The organism is Streptomyces sp. NPDC051913, from assembly GCF_044593635.1.
Classification (GTDB): Bacteria; Actinomycetota; Actinomycetes; order Streptomycetales; family Streptomycetaceae; genus Streptomyces.
Genome location: NZ_JBIUCI010000006.1, coordinates 15,064 through 33,121 on the forward strand (window position 1 = coordinate 15,064; position 18,058 = coordinate 33,121).

14 protein-coding genes are annotated in these 18,058 nt (G+C 71.1%); 10 read left to right on the plus strand and 4 right to left on the minus strand.

The features are described from left to right. Window positions 1-10: 10 nt before the first annotated feature. The 3 genes from ACIHIX_RS19400 to ACIHIX_RS19410 all read right to left on the minus strand — a co-directional run bounded on the left by ACIHIX_RS19400 (window position 11) and on the right by ACIHIX_RS19410 (window position 3,865). A complete protein-coding gene (locus tag ACIHIX_RS19400; RefSeq protein WP_399957379.1) occupies window positions 11-1,393 on the minus strand; it encodes an FAD-binding protein in 1,383 nt (460 codons plus the stop codon). A gap of 101 nt (window positions 1,394-1,494) precedes the next feature. Next, window positions 1,495-2,640, minus strand: coding sequence for an ArgE/DapE family deacylase (locus tag ACIHIX_RS19405; RefSeq protein WP_399957382.1), 1,146 nt, complete (start codon window positions 2,638-2,640; stop codon window positions 1,495-1,497). A 163-nt stretch (window positions 2,641-2,803) separates the two neighbouring features. Next, on the minus strand, window positions 2,804-3,865 hold the full coding sequence (locus tag ACIHIX_RS19410) for a pyridoxal-phosphate dependent enzyme (RefSeq protein WP_399957385.1): 1,062 nt from the start codon (window positions 3,863-3,865) through the stop codon (window positions 2,804-2,806). Between the two features lie 95 nt (window positions 3,866-3,960). On the opposite strand from ACIHIX_RS19410, the gene ACIHIX_RS19415 reads away from it, so the two are divergent. Then, on the plus strand, window positions 3,961-4,896 hold the full coding sequence (locus ACIHIX_RS19415) for a LysR family transcriptional regulator (protein ID WP_399957388.1): 936 nt from the start codon (window positions 3,961-3,963) through the stop codon (window positions 4,894-4,896). Here the strand turns inward: ACIHIX_RS19415 and ACIHIX_RS19420 are convergent. Continuing rightward, window positions 4,847-6,649 (minus strand): glycoside hydrolase family 15 protein, encoded by a 1,803-nt coding sequence (locus tag ACIHIX_RS19420; protein ID WP_399958551.1) that lies wholly within the window; start codon window positions 6,647-6,649, stop codon window positions 4,847-4,849. The genes ACIHIX_RS19415 and ACIHIX_RS19420 overlap by 50 nt on opposite strands. 510 nt (window positions 6,650-7,159) lie before the next feature. Between ACIHIX_RS19420 and ACIHIX_RS19425 the strand changes: the two genes are divergently transcribed. From ACIHIX_RS19425 to ACIHIX_RS19465, 9 genes are all read left to right on the plus strand, one after another. Then, complete coding sequence (locus ACIHIX_RS19425; RefSeq protein WP_329340800.1) at window positions 7,160-8,827, plus strand: CTP synthase; 1,668 nt, start codon at window positions 7,160-7,162, stop codon at window positions 8,825-8,827. A gap of 86 nt (window positions 8,828-8,913) precedes the next feature. Next, window positions 8,914-9,540 carry an NUDIX domain-containing protein gene (locus tag ACIHIX_RS19430; RefSeq protein WP_399957391.1) on the plus strand — a complete coding sequence of 209 codons (627 nt, stop codon included), beginning with the start codon at window positions 8,914-8,916 and terminating at the stop codon, window positions 9,538-9,540. Between the two features lie 247 nt (window positions 9,541-9,787). Further along, on the plus strand, window positions 9,788-11,851 hold the full coding sequence (locus tag ACIHIX_RS19435) for a tetratricopeptide repeat protein (protein WP_399957394.1): 2,064 nt from the start codon (window positions 9,788-9,790) through the stop codon (window positions 11,849-11,851). A 144-nt stretch (window positions 11,852-11,995) separates the two neighbouring features. After that, complete coding sequence (gene ald, locus ACIHIX_RS19440) at window positions 11,996-13,111, plus strand: alanine dehydrogenase (RefSeq protein WP_399957397.1); 1,116 nt, start codon at window positions 11,996-11,998, stop codon at window positions 13,109-13,111. 412 nt (window positions 13,112-13,523) lie between these two features. Next, window positions 13,524-14,660 (plus strand): ParA family protein, encoded by a 1,137-nt coding sequence (locus ACIHIX_RS19445; protein WP_329340808.1) that lies wholly within the window; start codon window positions 13,524-13,526, stop codon window positions 14,658-14,660. Then, entirely contained in the window at window positions 14,645-15,211 is a 567-nt protein-coding gene (locus ACIHIX_RS19450; protein WP_399957400.1) for a hypothetical protein, read from the plus strand. The genes ACIHIX_RS19445 and ACIHIX_RS19450 overlap by 16 nt, the downstream gene beginning before the upstream one ends. Before the next feature lie 18 nt (window positions 15,212-15,229). Further along, window positions 15,230-16,180, plus strand: a complete 951-nt coding sequence (locus ACIHIX_RS19455) for a segregation and condensation protein A (protein WP_399957403.1) — start codon at window positions 15,230-15,232, stop codon at window positions 16,178-16,180. Then, a complete protein-coding gene (gene scpB, locus ACIHIX_RS19460) occupies window positions 16,177-16,827 on the plus strand; it encodes an SMC-Scp complex subunit ScpB (protein WP_399957406.1) in 651 nt (216 codons plus the stop codon). The genes ACIHIX_RS19455 and scpB overlap by 4 nt, the downstream gene beginning before the upstream one ends. Before the next feature lie 11 nt (window positions 16,828-16,838). Next, the gene (locus ACIHIX_RS19465) at window positions 16,839-17,969 is read left to right on the plus strand and encodes a pseudouridine synthase (RefSeq protein ID WP_399957409.1); all 1,131 of its coding nucleotides are present in this window, start codon (window positions 16,839-16,841) and stop codon (window positions 17,967-17,969) included. Window positions 17,970-18,058 lie beyond the last annotated feature (89 nt).

Genomic DNA, 18,058 nt, shown 5'->3' on the forward strand with positions numbered 1-18,058 from the left:
TCTCCGCCGATCATGCCGGTCTGATGTTGTGGTTGAAGCGGAAGACGTTGTCCGGGTCGTACCGCCGCTTCAGCGCCGCCAGCCGCGCGGTGTTCTCGGCACCGACCCCGGCCACGACCCGCTCGTCGCCCTCGTCGCCGATGAAGTTCAGGTAGACCGCGCCGGTGCTCCACGGGCGGGCGTCCGCGCGGACGTCCCTCACCCACTGGATCACCCGCTCGTCGTCCGCCGGGTCCTCCCACATCGCGAAGGGATGCACGGCCCACGGCGCGTCCCGGTACGGCACCGGGTACTCACGCGGCCCGTCGGCGATCGCCCCGCCCTGCGGGAAGAGGACATGGATGGTGCCGGTCGGCACCGGCATGGACGCCGCCCGGGCGCAGAAGACGTCCAGGAACGCGTCCGGCGCCTCCCGCAGATACTCGGCCGACCAGTAGTTCCGCATCCCCGGTGGATCGTCGAGCATGCACTGGACGTCCGCGTACGGCATCGCCCCGACGATCTCCGTCTCGTGCGGCAGCGCCAGCAGGGGTTCGGCGACCTTGCGCATGTCCGCCTCGGACCCGGCGTACGTCAGCAGCGCACCGCACAGCAGCGTGCCGACCAGGTGCGGCGGTACGAACTCCTCGGGCGGGGCGGTGAGATAGATGACGCCGCCGCTCGCCTCGTTCGGGGCCGTGGCGATGATGTCGCGGTAGGTGCGGACGACCTCGGGGCCGTACTCCGGGAGGAACAGCAGGAACGCGATGGCGAACTCGGGCAGCTCGTGCAACCTGAGGGTGAGCGCGGTCGCGACGCCGAAGTTGCCGCCGCCTCCGTGCAGGCCCCAGAACAGCTCCGGGTTGTCGTCGGCGCTCGCGTGCACCTGACGGCCGTCGGCGGTGACCAGGTCGACGCCGAGGAGGTTGTCGACGGCGAGGCCGCACCAGCGGTCCAGCCAGCCGGTGCCGCCCCCGAGGACGAACCCGCCGACGCCGGTGGTGGAGGCCCGGCCGCCGGTGGTGGCGAGACCGTGTGGCTGGCAGGTCCGGTCCAGGTCGCTCATCGTGGCGCCGCCCGCGATCCGCACCGCCTGTGCGGCGGGATCGACGGTGACCTCCCGCATATGGCGCAGGTCGACGACCAGACCGCCGTCGTTCAGCGCCATCCCCGCCACACTGTGTCCGCCGCCGCGCACCGCGATCGGCAGATCCAGGTCACGGCCGAAGCGCACGGCCCGTACGACGTCGGCCTCGTCCACGCACTGGGCGATCACCGCCGGACGCCGGTCGATCATCGCGTTGAAGACGGTACGGGCCTCGTCGTAGCCCGAGTCCCCCGGGGCGAAGACGTCGCCGACCAGTTGTTCGCGGAGCGCGGTGAGTGCCGCGCCCGCCTTCGATGGGGAGGCCATGGGGCGCCCCCTTCCGTGCAGGGGCAGATGTTTACAGCGTAGGCGCGGTGGAGTCGGTGGTCCTGTCGGACGGTGGGACGTTCCTGAATGGTCAGAAACGTTCAGGAACAGAAATCGGTGAGGGTGGCGGTGAGGATCTCGGTGAGTCGGTCCAGCGAGGCCAGGTCGACGTACTCGGTGGCCGCGTGGGCGCCCTCGCCGTCGACGCCGAAGAGCAGACAGGGGATGCCGGCCCGGTCCAGCAGCGCGCAGTCGGTCCAGAAGGGCTCGGCGCGGATCACGGGAGGCCGGCCGAGGGCCCGCTCGGCATGCCGGGTGAGCGTGCGCACGACGACGGCCTCGGGGTCCGCCTCGAACGGCTCGCGGTGCAGACCGCGCGTGAGGCGGTGGCGGAAGTCGGGGACGGTGGCGGCGAGGTGGTCGAGGACGGCGGCCAGTTCGCGCTCGACGCCGTCCGCGCTCTCCCCGGGGACCGTACGGCGCTCCAGGGTGATCCGGCAGCGCGCCGGGTAGGTGGACGGCTCCTCGCCGCCCCGGACGACGGAGGCGTGGACGGTGCCGGTGCCGAGCAGGGGGTGGGCCGGGCCGTCGGTCAGACGCCGGCCCCACTCCTCCAGGGCGACCAGGAAGTGCCCGGCCTTGGCGATGGCGTCGATGCCGAGATCGGGCCGCGAGCCGTGCGCCGCCCGTCCCTCGATCTCCACGTCGAACCAGACGAACCCCTTGTGCGCGAGAGTGACTTCGAGGTGGCTCGGCTCGGTCACGATCGCCGCGTCGGCCGTGAAGGACTCCAGCACCTCCTCGGTGCCCAGGCTGCCGTGCTCCTCGTCGGCGACGCAGGCGACGAGCACGTCGCCGCGCAGCGGCCCTTCGGCGACGGCCCGGGCGGCGGCGGTCATCATGGCCGCGATGCCGCCCTTCATGTCGAAGGTCCCGCGGCCGTACATCCGCCCCTCGGCCACCCGCGGATCGAGCGGTTCGCCCTCGTATCCGGCGAGGCCGACGGTGTCGAGGTGCCCGTTGAGCATCAGCGAGCGCCCGCCGCCGGTGCCGCGCGCGACGGCGACGAGCGAGGGCCGGCCGGGACGCCGCTCCAGCCGGTGCACCTCGAAGCCCCGCGCCGCCAGCCACTCGCCGCAGTAGTCGGCGACGGCGGCCTCACCGGCGCCACCGGGCACCAGGTCCGGGTTGACGGAGTCGATGGCGATGAGCCGGGCCAGGAGAAGGGCGGGGGTCGACGCGGTCATGGGGATTCCTTCCAGACGTGGTAACGGCTCAGGAGTGGTGAATCGGTACTGGTGTCCGGGACGGTGAGCGTCTGCCGGTGCCGACACAGCGTCTGCAACCTCAGGAATACGAGCGCGCCCCATGTCAGCAGGCCCAGGACACCCACGGCGGCCCCCCAGTGGGTCAGCACGCGGGGGCGCCCTCGGTGCTCAGCAGCACGATGACGGAGTCCGGGCCGAGCCCGAGGGCCCTACGGCGTTCCTCCGCACCCGCACCGGCGAGCAGCGCGCGCAGCCCGGCGAGGGAGGCCGCCCCGCACGGTCCCGAGGAGACACCGAGGCCGGCGAGGTCATCGGCCGCGCGGAGACTCGCCGCGTCCGGGACGGCGACGGCGGCGTCGAGTCCGCCGTACAGGTAGGGCCAGGCGAGGCTGGACGGTGTGCCGCAGTTCAGTCCGGCCATCACGGTGTCGCCGGTCGGGACGCTGAGGGGCGTGCCGGCGGTGAGGCTCGCCAGGACGCAGGCCGCGGTCTCCGGCTCCACCGCCAGCAGCGCCGGGGCCTGCCCGGACGGCCGGCTGCGGTAGTGGGTGACGACGGCCTGGGCGAGCGAGCCCACGCCCACGGGGACGCAGACGAGATCGAGGCCGACCCCCGCCAGCTGCTCGTCGATCTCGGCGCAGAGCGTGGCGTAACCCTCGACGATCCAGCCGGGAATCTCCTCGTAGCCGGGCCAGGCGGTGTCCTGCACCAGGATCGCACCGGGCCGGTCGGCCGCCTCGGCCGCACGCCGTACGGCCTCGTCGTACGGGCCCGTGACCTCCGAGACCCGTGCCCCCTCGGCGGCGACGGCCGCCACCGCCCGCGCGGGCACACCCCGCGGTACGAAGACGTGGGCGTCCTGGCCGGCCAGTCGGGCGGCCCGGGCCACCGCGCGGCCATGGTTGCCGTCGGTGGCCGTCACCAGGGTGAGGGGACCCGGCCCCCGCTCGGCGAGGGCGCGATGGACCGCCCAGAACGCGCCCAGCGCCTTGAACGCGGGCAGGCCCAGGCGGTGTGACTCGTCCTTGACGAGAACCCTGCCGACCACCAACTCGGCCGCGAGGGAGGGGAGTTCGGTCAGGGGTGTGGATGCGTAGTCGGGGAGCGCGGCATGGAAGGCGCGCACCCCGGCGGGCGCGGGCGCGCATCGCCAGGTGCGTGCGCCGGGGCGCGTGAGCCAGAGCGGAGAAGGGTGCGTGGACACCGGATCAGCGTGCGCGGCCCGCCTACGATCGGTCCAGCGAATCTTTCCGACCTATAGTCGTCGGAAAATCCGATGACTCAGGGCTGGGGCCGCCGATGTTCGACCTCCACCGCCTCCGTCTGCTGCGTGAGCTCAAGCACCGCGGCACCCTCGCGGCTGTCGCCGCCGCCCTCTCGTACGCCCCCTCGTCGGTTTCTCAGCAGCTCTCCCAGCTGGAGGCGGAGGTCGGGGTGCCGCTGCTCGAACCGGTGGGGCGGCGGGTGCGGCTCACCGCGCAGGCCGAGATCCTCGTCGCCCACACCGAGGCGGTCCTCGCGCGGCTGGAGCGCGCGGAGGCGGACATCGCGGCCTCCGTGAGCGCGGGCGAGCTGACCGGCAGGCTGCGGCTGGCCTCGTTCCAGACGGCGGCGCTGGCCCTGCTCCCGGCCACGCTGAACCTGCTGCGGGACCGGCACCCCGGGCTGCGCGTCCAGGTCCGGCAGCTGGAGCCGGAGGTGGCGCTGCCCGCCCTCCAGGCCCGTGACTTCGATCTGGTCGTGGCCGAGGAGTACCCGGGCGACCCCGGCCCCCGGCCCGCCGAGCTGGAACAGCAGGACCTGCTCGACGACCCCCTGCGCCTCGCGCTGCCCCGCCCGGACGCGTCGCTGAGCTCGCTCGCCGAGCACCCGTGGGTGCTGGAACCCGAGGGCACGCCCGCCCGGCAGTGGGCCCTGCGCGAGTGCCGGTCGGCCGGCTTCGAGCCCGATGTGCGCTTCGAGACCGCCGACCTGCTGCTCCATCTGCGGCTCGTGGAGCAGGGACACGCGGCGGCGTTCCTGCCGGACCTCGTCTGGTGCGGGCAGCCGCCGAGCGTTCCGCTGCGGCAGCTGGGGCGCGCGCGGCGCGTCTTCACCGTCGTACGCCGTGGCCGGGGCACGCACCCGGCCATCGTGGCGTGCCGCGACGCCCTGCGACAGGCGGCGGCACGCCCGGATGAGGGAGTCAGCCCCCGTACGCCCCCGACGCCGTCAGGCGCAGCGCCGTGTCGATGAGCGGGACGTGGCTGAAGGCCTGCGGGAAGTTGCCGACCTGGCGCTTCAGATGCGGGTCCCACTCCTCGGCGAGCAGTCCGAGGTCGTTGCGCAGGGCGAGGAGCTTCTCGAACAGCTTGCGCGCCTCGTCCACGCGGCCGATCATCGCGAGGTCGTCCGCCATCCAGAACGAGCAGGCCAGGAAGGCGCCCTCGTCACCAGGCAGGCCGTCGACACCCTCGCTGTCGCCCTCGGTCGGGTAGCGCAGGATGAAGCCGTCCGGCGTGGACAGCTCGCGCTGGATCGCCTCGATGGTGCCGATGACCCGCTTGTCGTCCGGCGGCAGGAAGCCCATCTGCGGGATGAGAAGCAGGGAGGCGTCCAGCTCCCGCGAGCCGTAGGACTGGGTGAAGGTGTTGCGCTCCTTGTCGTAGCCCTTCTCGCACACGTCCCGGTGGATGTCGTCGCGCAGCTCGCGCCAGCGCTCCAGCGGGCCGTCCGCGTCACCGGACTCGATGAGCTTGATGGTGCGGTCCACCGCCACCCAGGCCATGACCTTCGAGTGCACGAAGTGGCGGCGCGGGCCGCGCACCTCCCAGATGCCCTCGTCCGGCTCGTCCCAGTGGTCCTCCAGGTAGCGGATGAGCTTGAGCTGGAGCAGGGACGCGTAGTCGTTGCGCGCCAGCCCGGTCATGTGGGCGAGGTGCAGGGCCTCGGTGACCTCGCCGTACACGTCCAGCTGGAGCTGGTGGGCCGCGCCGTTGCCGACCCGGACCGGGGCGGAGTTCTCGTAGCCCGGCAGCCAGTCCAGCTCGGCCTCGCCCAGCTCCCGCTCACCCGCGATGCCGTACATGATCTGCAGGTTCTCGGGGTCGCCCGCGACCGCCCGCAGCAGCCACTCGCGCCAGGCGCGGGCCTCCTCGCGGTAGCCGGTGCGCAGCAGCGAGGACAGGGTGATGGCCGCGTCACGGAGCCAGGTGTAGCGGTAGTCCCAGTTGCGGACGCCGCCGATGTCCTCGGGCAGCGAGGTCGTCGGGGCCGCGACGATGCCGCCGGTCGGGGCGTACGTCAGGGCCTTCAGCGTGATCAGGGAGCGGACGACGGCCTCGCGGTAGGGGCCGTGGTACGTACAGTGCTCGACCCACTCGCGCCAGAACTCCTCGGTGAGCTCCAGGGACTGCTCCGGCTCGGGCAGCGGCGGCGCGTCCTTGTGCGAGGGCTGCCAGGAGATGGTGAACGCGATCCGGTCACCCGGGGCGACCGTGAAGTCCGAGTACGTGGTCAGCGACTTGCCGTAGGTCTCGCAGTCGGTGTCGAACCACACCGAGTCGGGGCCCGCGACGGCGACCGTGCGCCCCTCGTGCTTGTGCACCCACGGCACGACCCGCCCGTACGAGAAACGCATCCGCAGGGCAGAGCGCATCGGGACGCGGCCCGAGACGCCCTCCACGATCCGGATCAGCTGCGGCGCGCCGTCACGCGGCGGCATGAAGTCGGTGATCCGGACCGTGCCGCGCGGGGTGTCCCACTCGGACTCCAGGATCAGCGAGTCGCCGCGGTAGGTGCGCCGGGCCGCGGTGGGCGGCTCGGCGTCGGCGGCATGCGCGGGCCCCAGGCGCCAGAAGCCGTGCTCCTCGGTGCCCAGCAGGCCGGCGAAGATGGCATGCGAGTCGAAGCGGGGCAGGCACAGCCAGTCCACTGTGCCGTCCCGGCAGACCAGGGCTGCGGTCTGCATGTCTCCGATGAGTGCGTAGTCTTCGATGCGCCCGGCCACGTGCAACTCCAGTCGAACGGCCACGTCACCCCCTGGGAAAAAGGGGGCTGTCGCTAGTGCGGTCAAGGGGTCGTTGTTATGCGTCGTTGAGCGATGAAGCAAAGCAGCCGCTGTGCCGCTGGGCAAAACGACGATCTCTTCTCAACGAACTGACGAGCTCACGTTGTTCCGGGGCTTACGGGCGGGGGGTGGTGCCGTGTTGCCGGCCGGGCTCGGCAGCGAATGTCCGAGCAGGATACGACGCACGTAGATGATCTGTGTGCCGCTCCGGGCAACGCGGGTGGGCCGAACGGGTGAGCAGTCGGTGAGAAACCCGTGACGGGTGTGAGTCCGTGTCGGTGTGTGCGCGGAGCGTGGCCGGAAGCCATCGCCCCGAGGCGCTGATACCCTGGTAGCCCGTGGACCGGTGGTGGACAAAACCCCCGACCGCAGCGACGGCGACGCCGGGAATCTCCGGTCACAGCGCCGCACCGCACTCCAGATCGCGACCACGGGAGCCCCCTCTTGGCCATGCCGACGCCCTCCTTTCGTTCGAGCACAGCTACGACGACCAAGCACATCTTCGTCACCGGGGGTGTCGCCTCCTCTCTGGGCAAGGGCCTGACGGCCTCCAGCCTGGGGATGCTGCTCAAGGCCCGGGGCCTGCGCGTCGTCATGCAGAAGCTCGACCCGTACCTCAACGTCGACCCGGGCACGATGAACCCCTTCCAGCACGGAGAGGTCTTCGTCACCAACGACGGCGCCGAGACCGACCTGGACATCGGACACTACGAGCGTTTCCTCGACCGTGACTTGGACGGCAGTGCCAACGTCACTACAGGCCAGGTCTACTCGACGGTGATCGCCAAGGAGCGGCGCGGCGAGTACCTCGGTGACACCGTGCAGGTCATCCCGCACATCACCAACGAGATCAAGCACCGCATCCGCCGTATGGCGACCGACGAGGTCGACGTCGTCATCACGGAGGTCGGCGGCACCGTCGGCGACATCGAGTCGCTGCCGTTCCTGGAGACGGTCCGCCAGGTCCGCCACGAGGTCGGCCGTGACAACGTCTTCGTCGTCCACATCTCCCTCCTGCCCTACATCGGCCCGTCGGGGGAGCTGAAGACGAAGCCGACCCAGCACTCGGTTGCGGCGCTGCGCAACATCGGTATCCAGCCGGACGCCATCGTGCTGCGCTGCGACCGCGAGGTCCCGACCGCCATCAAGCGCAAGATCTCCCTGATGTGCGACGTCGACGAGGCCGCCGTGGTCGCCTGTCCCGACGCCCGCTCGATCTACGACATCCCGAAGACCGTGCACGGCGAGGGCCTGGACGCGTACGTCGTCCGCAAGCTGGACCTGCCGTTCCGCGACGTGGACTGGACGACCTGGGACGACCTGCTCGACCGCGTCCACAACCCCGACCACGAGATCACCCTCGCCCTGGTCGGCAAGTACATCGACCTGCCCGACGCCTACCTCTCGGTCACCGAGGCGCTGCGCGCGGGCGGCTTCGCCAACAAGGCCCGCGTGAAGATCAAGTGGGTCACGTCCGACGACTGCAAGACCCCGGCCGGTGCCGCGGCGCAGCTCGGTGACGTGGACGGCATCTGCATCCCGGGCGGCTTCGGCGACCGCGGTGTGCTCGGCAAGGTCGGCGCGATCAAGTACGCCCGCGAGAACAAGATCCCGCTGCTCGGCCTCTGCCTGGGCCTGCAGTGCATCGTGATCGAGGCCGCGCGGAACCTGGCCGACATCCCGGACGCCAACTCCACCGAGTTCGACTCGGCGACCTCGCACCCGGTCATCTCCACCATGGCCGAGCAGCTCGACATCGTCGCCGGCGAGGGCGACATGGGCGGCACCATGCGGCTCGGCATGTACCCGGCCAAGCTGGCCGAGGGCTCGATCGTGCGTGAGGTGTACGACGGCAAGGAGTACGTCGAGGAGCGGCACCGCCACCGCTACGAGGTGAACAACGCCTACCGCGCGGAGCTGGAGAAGCAGGCGGGCATCCTGTTCTCCGGCACCTCCCCGGACGGCAAGCTCGTCGAGTACGTCGAGTACCCGCGCGATGTCCACCCCTACCTGGTCGCCACGCAGGCGCACCCGGAGCTGCGCTCGCGCCCGACCCGTCCGCACCCGCTGTTCGCCGGCCTGGTGAAGGCGTCGGTCGAGCGGAAGACCTCGAAGTAACACAACAGTTGTACGGTGGCCGGGGCGTTCGCACTCAACAGGCGGGCGCCCCGGCTTCTCTTTGAGCACGTGCGGAAGGACTGGGCATGACGATCAAGGACACCCCCGAGGAGTGGGAGATCCGGGCGACGGAGACCCCCTTCGTGGGCAACAAGACCTCCGTGCGCACCGACGACGTGGTCATGCCCGACGGCAAGGTCGTCCGCCGTGACTACCAGGTCCACCCCGGCTCGGTCGGCGTCCTCGCCCTGGACGACGACGGCCGGGTGCTGCTGATCAAGCAGTACCGCCACCCGGTGCGCCAGAAGCTGTGGGAGATCCCGGCCGGACTGCTCGACGTGCCCGGCGAGAACCCGCTGCACGCCGCCCAGCGCGAGCTGTACGAGGAGGCGCACGTCAAGGCCGAGGACTGGCGGGTGCTGACCGACGTCTACACCACGGCCGGCGGCTGCGACGAGGCCGTGCGGATCTTCCTGGCCCGCGATCTGTCGGAGGCCGAGGGCGAGCGCTTCGAGGTGGAGCACGAGGAGATCGACCTGGAGTACGCGCGCGTGCCCCTCGACGAGCTCGTACGGGGGGTGCTCGCGGGCGAGCTGCACAACAACTGCTTGGTCGTGGGCGTCCTTTCGCTGGTGGCGGCGCAGGCCTCCGGCGGTTTGGACAGTCTGCGTCCGGCGGACGCGGCTTGGCCGGCTCGACCCTTCGAGGCGTGACGTCAGCGGGTCGCGCCGCCGTCGAGCCGGTTCGTCGCGCGGTGCGGGTCGCGTGTGGCTGGTCGCGCAGTTCCCCGCGCCCCTTTGCCGCGTTGCCCATCCATCGGTCCTATGATCCGTTGATCCGATCGGGCGACCTGCCCGCCGCGCTCCACCAGGAACGTTGCAGAGCGTGAACTACGCTCTGTAAATGCCCGTTCGGAGTCCCGGCGGGCTTTGCGCGTGCGGTGGGACGGGAGTGTGGCCCGTGACGGATCAGGCGGTGGACACGAGCGGCGTTCAGCTGTCGGCCGAGGGTCAATTCCTGGGCCGGACCAGAGAGTTGAAGGAGCTCCGCGCCGACATCGAGCGGGCGGGCCTCGACACCCTCTCCGGCAAGAAGGCTCCCCGCGCGCGTGTGCTGCTCATCGCGGGCCGGCCCGGCTCGGGCCGCTCCGCACTCGCCGAGGAGCTCGTCCAGCAGGTCGCGGACCGTTACGACGACGGGGTGCTCCGGGCACGTCTCAGCGAGCCCGACGGCACCCCCGTCCCCGTCGAGCGCACCGCCCGTGAACTGCTTGCCGCCCTGGACCGCCCGACCCCGGCAGGCGCCGCCGAGGAGGACCTCACCGCGGCGCTGCGCGAGGCACTCGCCGACCGCGGCGCGCTGCTCCTGCTCGACGACGCCGTCACCGCCGACCAGGTCGACGCCCTGCTCCCGGACACCCCGGAGTGCCTGGTCGTCGCCGTGTCCGACGGCCCGCTCACCGGCATCTCCGACGTCCGCCCCTGCACTCTCGGCGGCCTCGACACCAAGTCCGCCCTGGAGCTGCTGACCCGGTACACCGGCTCGGTCCGCATCACCGTCGATCCGCGTGCCGCCGAGGGCCTCGTCGAGGAGTGCCAGGCCCACCCCGCCGCCCTGACGATGGCCGGCGGCTGGCTCGCCGCCCGGCCGAAGGCCGCCGTCGCCGACCTCGCCAAGCATCTGCACGCCGAGGGCGACGAGGGGACGCCGCTGAGCCGGGTCTTCCGTCTCGCCTACGGCTCCCTGCCCAGCCCCGCCGCCCGGATACTGCGCCTGCTCTCCCTCGCCCCGGCCGGCCTGGTCGACCCGCACACCGCCTCCGCCCTCGCCGGCTGCTCGGTGGGCGGCGCCCGCACCACCCTGGACGACTTCGTCGCCCTCGGCCTGCTGCACTCCGTGGAGTCCGCGCTGCCGCAGTACGAGGTGCCGGCCTGTCTGCACCCCCTGCTGAAGTCCCTCGCCGAGACCCAGGACCGTCCCGCCGAGCTCCAGCTGGCCCGCGCCCGGATGCTGGAGCGCACGGTACGGCTGCTCCAGTCCTGCCGCGCCATCACCGAGACGGACAACCCCGAGGCCCGCGAGAAGCTCCAGGGCATGCCCCGCTCCCTGCGCTTCCCCAGCCCCAGGGCCGCCGAGGACTGGTTGCGCATCCGCAGGCCCGCCCTGCTGGCCTCGGCGCGGCTCGCCGTCGCCGACGGGGAGCTCGACACCCTCGCCAGACGGCTGATGTCCCAGCTGGTCAGGGCGATGGTCGCGCACTTCGGCACCCAGGCCGCGGCCCCCGACCTGTACGGCCTGCACCGGCTCGTCCTCGATGTGGCCGAGCGCCGAAAGCTGCCCAGGGAGCAGGCGGCGGCGCTGCTGAACCTGGGCGACCTGGACGCCCAGACCGGGCGCACGGCTGACGCGCTCACCCGCTATCGGGCCGCGCTGGACGCCGGACGCGCGGCGAACGATCCGTATGCGACCGGCCGCGCGATGGAATCCGTAGGTGGTGCGCATCTGGAGCTCGGGGACTACGACCGGGCCGCCGACTGGTTCGGCCGTGCCCTCGCCCAGCGCCTGGCCCGCGACGAGCGCGCGGACGCCGCCCGGCTGTACGGCCGGATCGCCGCCGCCCACACCTACGCGGGCCGGTACGGCGAGGCGCTGCGGAGCTGGCGGGCCGCGGTCGCCGGGTACCGCAAGGAGGGCGATGTGGCCGCCCACGCACGGGCGTTGAGCGAGCTGGCGCGGGTCCAGGAGTACGCCGGACGGCCCGAGGAATCGCTGCGCACCTGCCAGGAGGCCGTCGAGTGGGCGCGGCGCGCGGAGGACGTACGGCTGCAGGCCGCGTTGCAGCTGAGGCTCGCCGACACCCTCGATCACCTGGGCGATCCGGCCGCCGCGACGCTGCACCGGGGGGCCGCCGAGCGGCTGCTGGGGGAGGAGTTTTCGGAGCCGGAAGCGGAACCGGAGCGGCCTGATCCTTCGAAACAAGACGCTGATGCCTGCGAAATCCGTAGTACACCCGCAGAAGATTGATGCAATGAAAGGCTAGACAGCGGGAACACCTTCATTAGACTGGCTCTGCCGCACCTTCTCCTGCGGTGTCTCCCGGTGTGCTCGTGCATGCCCGGGTATGTGTTCTATTGCCCCACATCCACTGAGCCAAGGACCGTGATCCACGTGAAGGTCGGCATCCCCCGCGAGGTCAAGAACAACGAGTTCCGGGTGGCCATCACCCCGTCCGGCGTGCACGAGCTGGTGCGCCACGGCCATCAGGTCGTCATCGAGCAGGGCGCCGGTGTCGGCTCGTCGATCCCGGACGAGGAGTACGTCGCCGCCGGCGCGCAGATCCTCGGCACCGCCGACGAGGTGTGGGCCACCGCCGACCTGCTGCTGAAGGTCAAGGAGCCCATCGCCGAGGAGTACCACCGGCTCCGCAAGGACCAGACGCTCTTCACCTACCTGCACCTGGCCGCCTCCAAGGAGTGCACCGACGCGCTCATCGAGTCCGGCACCACCGCCATCGCCTACGAGACGGTCGAGCTGCCCGCGCGCGCCCTTCCGCTGCTCGCCCCGATGTCCGAGGTCGCGGGCCGCCTCGCCCCGCAGGTCGGCGCCTACCACCTGATGCGCTCGGTCGGCGGCCGCGGTGTGCTCCCCGGCGGTGTCCCCGGCACCCAGCCCGCGCGTGCCGTCGTCATCGGCGGCGGCGTCTCCGGCTGGAACGCCACGCAGATCGCCGTCGGCATGGGCTTCCACGTCACGCTGCTCGACCGCGACATCAACAAGCTCCGCGAGGCCGACAAGGTCTTCGGCACCAAGGTCCGGGCGATCATGTCCAACTCCCTGGAGCTGGAGAAGGCCGTCCTCGACGCCGACCTCGTCATCGGCGCGGTGCTCATCCCGGGCGCCAAGGCCCCGAAGCTGGTCACCAACGAGCTCGTGGCCCGGATGAAGCCGGGAAGTGTCCTTGTCGACATCGCGATCGACCAGGGCGGCTGCTTCGAGGACTCCCACCCGACGACACACGCCGAGCCGACCTTCCAGGTCCACAACTCGGTCTTCTACTGCGTCGCCAACATGCCGGGCGCGGTGCCCAACACCTCCACCTACGCGCTCACCAACGCGACGCTGCCCTACATCGTCGAACTCGCCAACCGCGGCTGGGTGGAGGCGCTGCGCCGTGACCCCGCGCTCGCCAAGGGCCTCAACACCCATGACGGCAAGGTCGTTTACCGCGAGGTCGCCGAGGCGCACGGTCTGGAGCACATCGAGCTGGAGACGCTGCTCGGCTGACCCCCTGACCTCGCCGAACGGCTAAGTCACCTTTTCGTAAAGGCGATACGTCAACATGGCGTGTCAACGACGCGCACCCGGCCGGACCTTGCCCGACAAGGTCCGGCCGGATGTGTGTATGGTCACTTTGCGACTCTCGGTCAACTCGCCTCGAACGTAACCCTTTGGTCGATTCGCACACCCGTGAAACCTGCCGTGCGACGGCCGTACGCCCTTGACAGAGGGATGTTTCATTGCCGACACATCGGGCCGGGTCCGGCGGATTGTGTTGCTGCGGACGCCCGACACGCCATAGAGTCGCCGACTGTCGGCATGGTGCCACGCTGACCTGTCTAGAAGTTTCCTGGTCACCAAGGAGGTAAGACGACTTGTGAATGAGTCGACATTTTCTCCCGGGGGTGGTCAACCAGGAGTGCCGGTACGGGACCAGGGTCCCGCGGGGTTCGAGGCTGTCGGCTCCGTCGCGGTGCGCACCTTCGCAGCCCACCGGAGTCACCAGCAGACCCGCGTGACTCTGTCAGCACACCAGAGCATGGATGGCCATCACGTGAACGCCATGGCCGGCGACGGAAGTGGCGCGCCCCACAGCCAGTTCGCCGACTACGACGAACTGCCCGAGGGGCACTTCTACGACCCCGACGCCGAGTACGAGCCCGACCCCGAGTACGCGGCCACGCTCGCTCCCGACGCTGCCCGTCAGCGCCGTGAGCGCATCGGCCCGACCGGTCGCCCGCTGCCGTACTTCCCGATCCCCGGTCCGCTGACGGACCACGGGCCCGCGAAGATCATCGCGATGTGCAACCAGAAGGGCGGCGTCGGCAAGACCACGTCGACCATCAACCTGGGTGCCGCCCTCGCGGAGTACGGACGCCGGGTGCTGCTCGTGGACTTCGACCCGCAGGGCGCGCTGTCGGTGGGTCTCGGTGTCAACCCGATGGAGCTCGACCTCACCGTCTACAACCTGCTCATGGAGCGGGGCATGGCGGCCGACGAGGTCCTGCTGAAGACCGCGGTCCCCAACATGGACCTGCTGCCGAGCAATATCGACTTGTCGGCGGCGGAGGTCCAGCTGGTCTCCGAGGTCGCGCGCGAGTCGACGCTCCAGCGCGCCCTGAAGCCGCTCATGGCCGACTACGACTACATCGTGATCGACTGTCAGCCTTCACTGGGCCTGCTCACCGTCAACGCCCTGACGGCCGCGCACAAGGTGATAGTGCCACTGGAGTGTGAGTTCTTCGCGCTGCGTGGTGTCGCCCTGCTGACGGAGACCATCGAGAAGGTCCAGGAGCGGCTCAACCCCGAGCTGGAGCTCGACGGCATCCTCGCCACGATGTACGACTCCCGCACGGTCCACAGCCGCGAGGTCCTGGCCCGGGTGGTCGAGGCGTTCGACGATCACGTCTACCACACGGTCATCGGACGCACGGTCCGCTTCCCGGAGACCACGGTCGCCGGCGAGCCGATCACCACGTACGCCTCCAACTCCGTCGGCGCCGCCGCCTACCGCCAGCTCGCCAGGGAGGTGCTCGCCCGGTGTCACGCCGAGTGAGTCTGCCGGGGGCCGACGAACTCTTCCGTACGACAGGGGGAATGGCGCTCCAGCCGTCCACTCCACGACGGGGGGCCAACGGCGACGCCCGGGTGCCCGCGCCGGCCGGAGAGAGCGACGGGGCCGCGGCCGCGTCGTCCGAGGACGCGCCGCATTCGGTGCCCGCACAGGGCGGCGACGGCGACGGGGCGGAGCATGTCGCGACGGAGCCCGCCGCGGCCGGTGAGTCCCGCAGCCGGGACGCGACGGCCGAGCGCTCCGGGCGACGTCAGGACGCGCAGGAAGGTTCTGCCGCGCCGCGCAAGCAGCGCGGCGGGCGGGCGCCCTCGCGTCGCCCCAGCGGCCGGGAGCGGCACGACGAGAAGATCACCGTGTACGTCTCCGCCGAGGAGCTCATGGACCTGGAGCACGCGCGCCTGGTGCTCCGCGGCGAGCACGGCCTGGCCGTCGACCGCGGGCGCATCGTCCGCGAGGCGGTCGCCGTGGTGCTGGCCGATCTGGAGTCCCGCGGGGACGCGAGCATCCTCGTACGACGGTTGCGCGGGCGGTAGCGGTAGCCTGCGGAGGCCATGACCTCGAACGACGCTCCCGTCCCCGCCTCCGGCGCCGCAGCCGGCCGTCGGCGCGTGCTGGGGCGGGGGCCGGGGGCGCCCGAGGCACCTGAGGCGCCTGAGCCCGTCGTGGTGGAAGAGCCGGTCGCGGAAGAACCCGACGACGGCGTCTTCAAGGTCCGGCTCGCCAACTTCGAGGGGCCCTTCGACCTGCTCCTCCAGCTGATCTCCAAGCACAAGCTGGACGTCACCGAGGTCGCCCTGTCCAAGGTCACCGACGAGTTCATGGCGCACATCCGGGCGATGGGCCCGGACTGGGACCTGGACCAGACGACCGAGTTCCTCGTGGTGGCCGCCACACTGCTCGATCTCAAGGCCGCCCGGCTGCTGCCCGCCGCCGAGGTCGAGGACGAGGCCGACCTCGCGCTCCTGGAGGCCCGTGACCTGCTGTTCGCGCGGCTGCTCCAGTACCGCGCGTACAAACAGATCGCGGACATCTTCAACCGGCGCCTCGACGACGAGGCCCGCCGCTACCCCCGTACCGTCGGCCTGGAACCGCATCACGCGGAGCTGCTGCCCGAGGTCGTCATCAGCATCGGCCCGGAGGGGTTCGCGAAGCTCGCCGTGAAGGCGATGCAGCCCAGGCCCAAGCCGCAGGTGTACGTCGACCACATCCACGCGCCGCTGGTCAGCGTGCAGGAGCAGGCCGGGATCGTCGTCGCCCGGCTGAAGGAACTCGGCGAGGCCAGCTTCCGGGCGCTCGTCGAGGACACCGACGACACCCTCACCGTCGTAGCGCGATTCCTGGCACTGCTCGAGCTGTACCGGGAGAAGGCCGTCGCGCTCGACCAGGAGACGGCCCTCGGGGATCTGATCGTGCGGTGGACCGGTGGCGAGGGGGACGGGACGCCGAGGGTCACCGACGAGTTCGACCGACCGCCCGAGCCGCCCAAGGAGGACAAGGCGTGAGCGAGGAGACCACCGACGTCCCGGCCGGGCAGCGCACCGTCGCCGACCTCGATCTCAAGCCCGCCCTTGAGGCCGTCCTCATGGTCGTGGACGAGCCCGCGACCGAGGAGCATCTGGCGAAGATCCTCCAGCGGCCCAAGCGGCAGATCGCGGACGCGCTGCGGGCGCTGGCCGACGAGTACACCGTCCAGGGGCGCGGCTTCGAGCTGCGGCTGATCGCCGGGGGCTGGCGTTTCTACTCCCGGCCCGAGTTCGCGGCGGCCGTGGAGGGCTTCGTCCTGGACGGCCAGCAGGCCCGGCTCACCCAGGCGGCCCTTGAGACGCTCGCGGTCGTCGCCTACCGCCAGCCGGTCAGCCGCAGCAGGGTTTCCGCGGTGCGCGGAGTGAACTGTGACGGGGTCATGCGGACCCTCCTTCAGCGGGGTCTGGTCCAGGAGACGGGCACGGAACCCGAAACAGGTGCGATCCTGTACACGACGACGAACTACTTCCTGGAGCGGATGGGCCTGCGCGGCCTGGACGAACTCCCGGAGCTCGCGCCCTTCCTCCCCGAGGCGGAGGCGATCGAGGCCGAGACACTGGAAGGGGTTCCGTCGTTCGATCCGGACGCTCCTGACGCGCCGGACGGCCACGACGCAGACGACTAGACGGAAATGTGATGCGAAGCAGCAGCGGCAGGAACAGCAGCGGAAACAACGGCGGGAGCCGTGGTGGCAACAGCGGCGGCCGCGGCGGCAGCAGCGGCGGGAGCGGCGGTGGCCGCGGTAACTACCGCGGTGCCGGTAACTCCCGTGACGACAAGCAGGGCGGCCGGCCGAAGAAGCCCCGTCCCGAGGAGCGCCAGTACGACGTCGGTCCCGGTGCCTCTCCGCAGGGTCCGAAGTCGGGGCGCGGCGCCTCGGCGCGCGGTGGCGCCAAGGGTGGGCCCAAGCAGGGTGGCACCGGGCGCGGCCGTTGGGTGCCGGCGACCTCCCGTGAGTACGAGGCGCGTGCCGAGGAGCGCAACCGCGAGCGGTACGCGAACAAGAAGGACGTGAAGCTGCCCAAGACCTTCCCGGGCGCCGAGCAGGAGGGCGAGCGGCTCCAGAAGATCCTCGCGCGCGCGGGCTACGGCTCCCGGCGGGCCTGCGAGGAGCTCATCGAGCAGGCGCGGGTCGAGGTCAACGGCGAGATCGTCCTGGAGCAGGGCAAGCGGGTCGACCCGGAGAAGGACGAGGTCAAGGTCGACGGCCTGACCGTCGCGACCCAGTCGTACCAGTTCTTCTCGCTGAACAAGCCCGCCGGTGTCGTCTCCACCATGGAGGACAACGAGGGCCGGCAGTGCCTCGGCGACTACGTCACCAACCGGGAGACCCGGCTCTTCCACGTCGGGCGGCTCGACACCGAGACCGAGGGCGTCATCCTGCTCACCAACCACGGTGAGCTGGCGCACCGGCTGACCCACCCCAAGTACGGCGTGAAGAAGGTCTACCTCGCGCACATCGTGGGCCCGATCCCGCGTGACCTGGGCAAGCGGCTCAAGGACGGCATCCAGCTGGAGGACGGGTACGCGAAGGCGGACCACTTCCGGGTCGTCGAGCAGACCGGCAAGAACTACCTCGTCGAGGTCACCCTCCACGAGGGACGCAAGCACATCGTGCGCCGCATGCTCGCCGAGGCCGGCTTCCCGGTCGACAAGCTGGTGCGGGTCGCCTTCGGTCCCATCACCCTGGGCGACCAGAAGTCGGGCTGGCTGCGGCGGCTGTCCAACACCGAGGTCGGCATGCTGATGCAGGAGGTCGACCTGTAGGGCAGGGGCGCCTCGTACGACGGCCGGTTCCGGATATCTCTCCGGGGCCGGCCGATTCGTTTCCGCGCTCCCGCCGGTCTGTATCCCAC

Bases quoted from the DNA above. Each gene is read 5' to 3' on its own strand.
- ACIHIX_RS19400 (WP_399957379.1), bottom strand. From the start codon at position 1,393: ATGGCCTCCCCATCGAAGGCGGGCGCGGCACTCACCGCGCTCCGCGAA.
- ACIHIX_RS19405 (WP_399957382.1), bottom strand. From the start codon at position 2,640: ATGACCGCGTCGACCCCCGCCCTTCTCCTGGCCCGGCTCATCGCCATC.
- ACIHIX_RS19415 (WP_399957388.1), top strand. From the start codon at position 3,961: ATGTTCGACCTCCACCGCCTCCGTCTGCTGCGTGAGCTCAAGCACCGC.
- ACIHIX_RS19425 (WP_329340800.1), top strand. From the start codon at position 7,160: ATGCCGACGCCCTCCTTTCGTTCGAGCACAGCTACGACGACCAAGCAC.
- ACIHIX_RS19430 (WP_399957391.1), top strand. From the start codon at position 8,914: ATGACGATCAAGGACACCCCCGAGGAGTGGGAGATCCGGGCGACGGAG.
- ACIHIX_RS19455 (WP_399957403.1), top strand. From the start codon at position 15,230: ATGACCTCGAACGACGCTCCCGTCCCCGCCTCCGGCGCCGCAGCCGGC.
- ACIHIX_RS19465 (WP_399957409.1), top strand. From the start codon at position 16,839: ATGCGAAGCAGCAGCGGCAGGAACAGCAGCGGAAACAACGGCGGGAGC.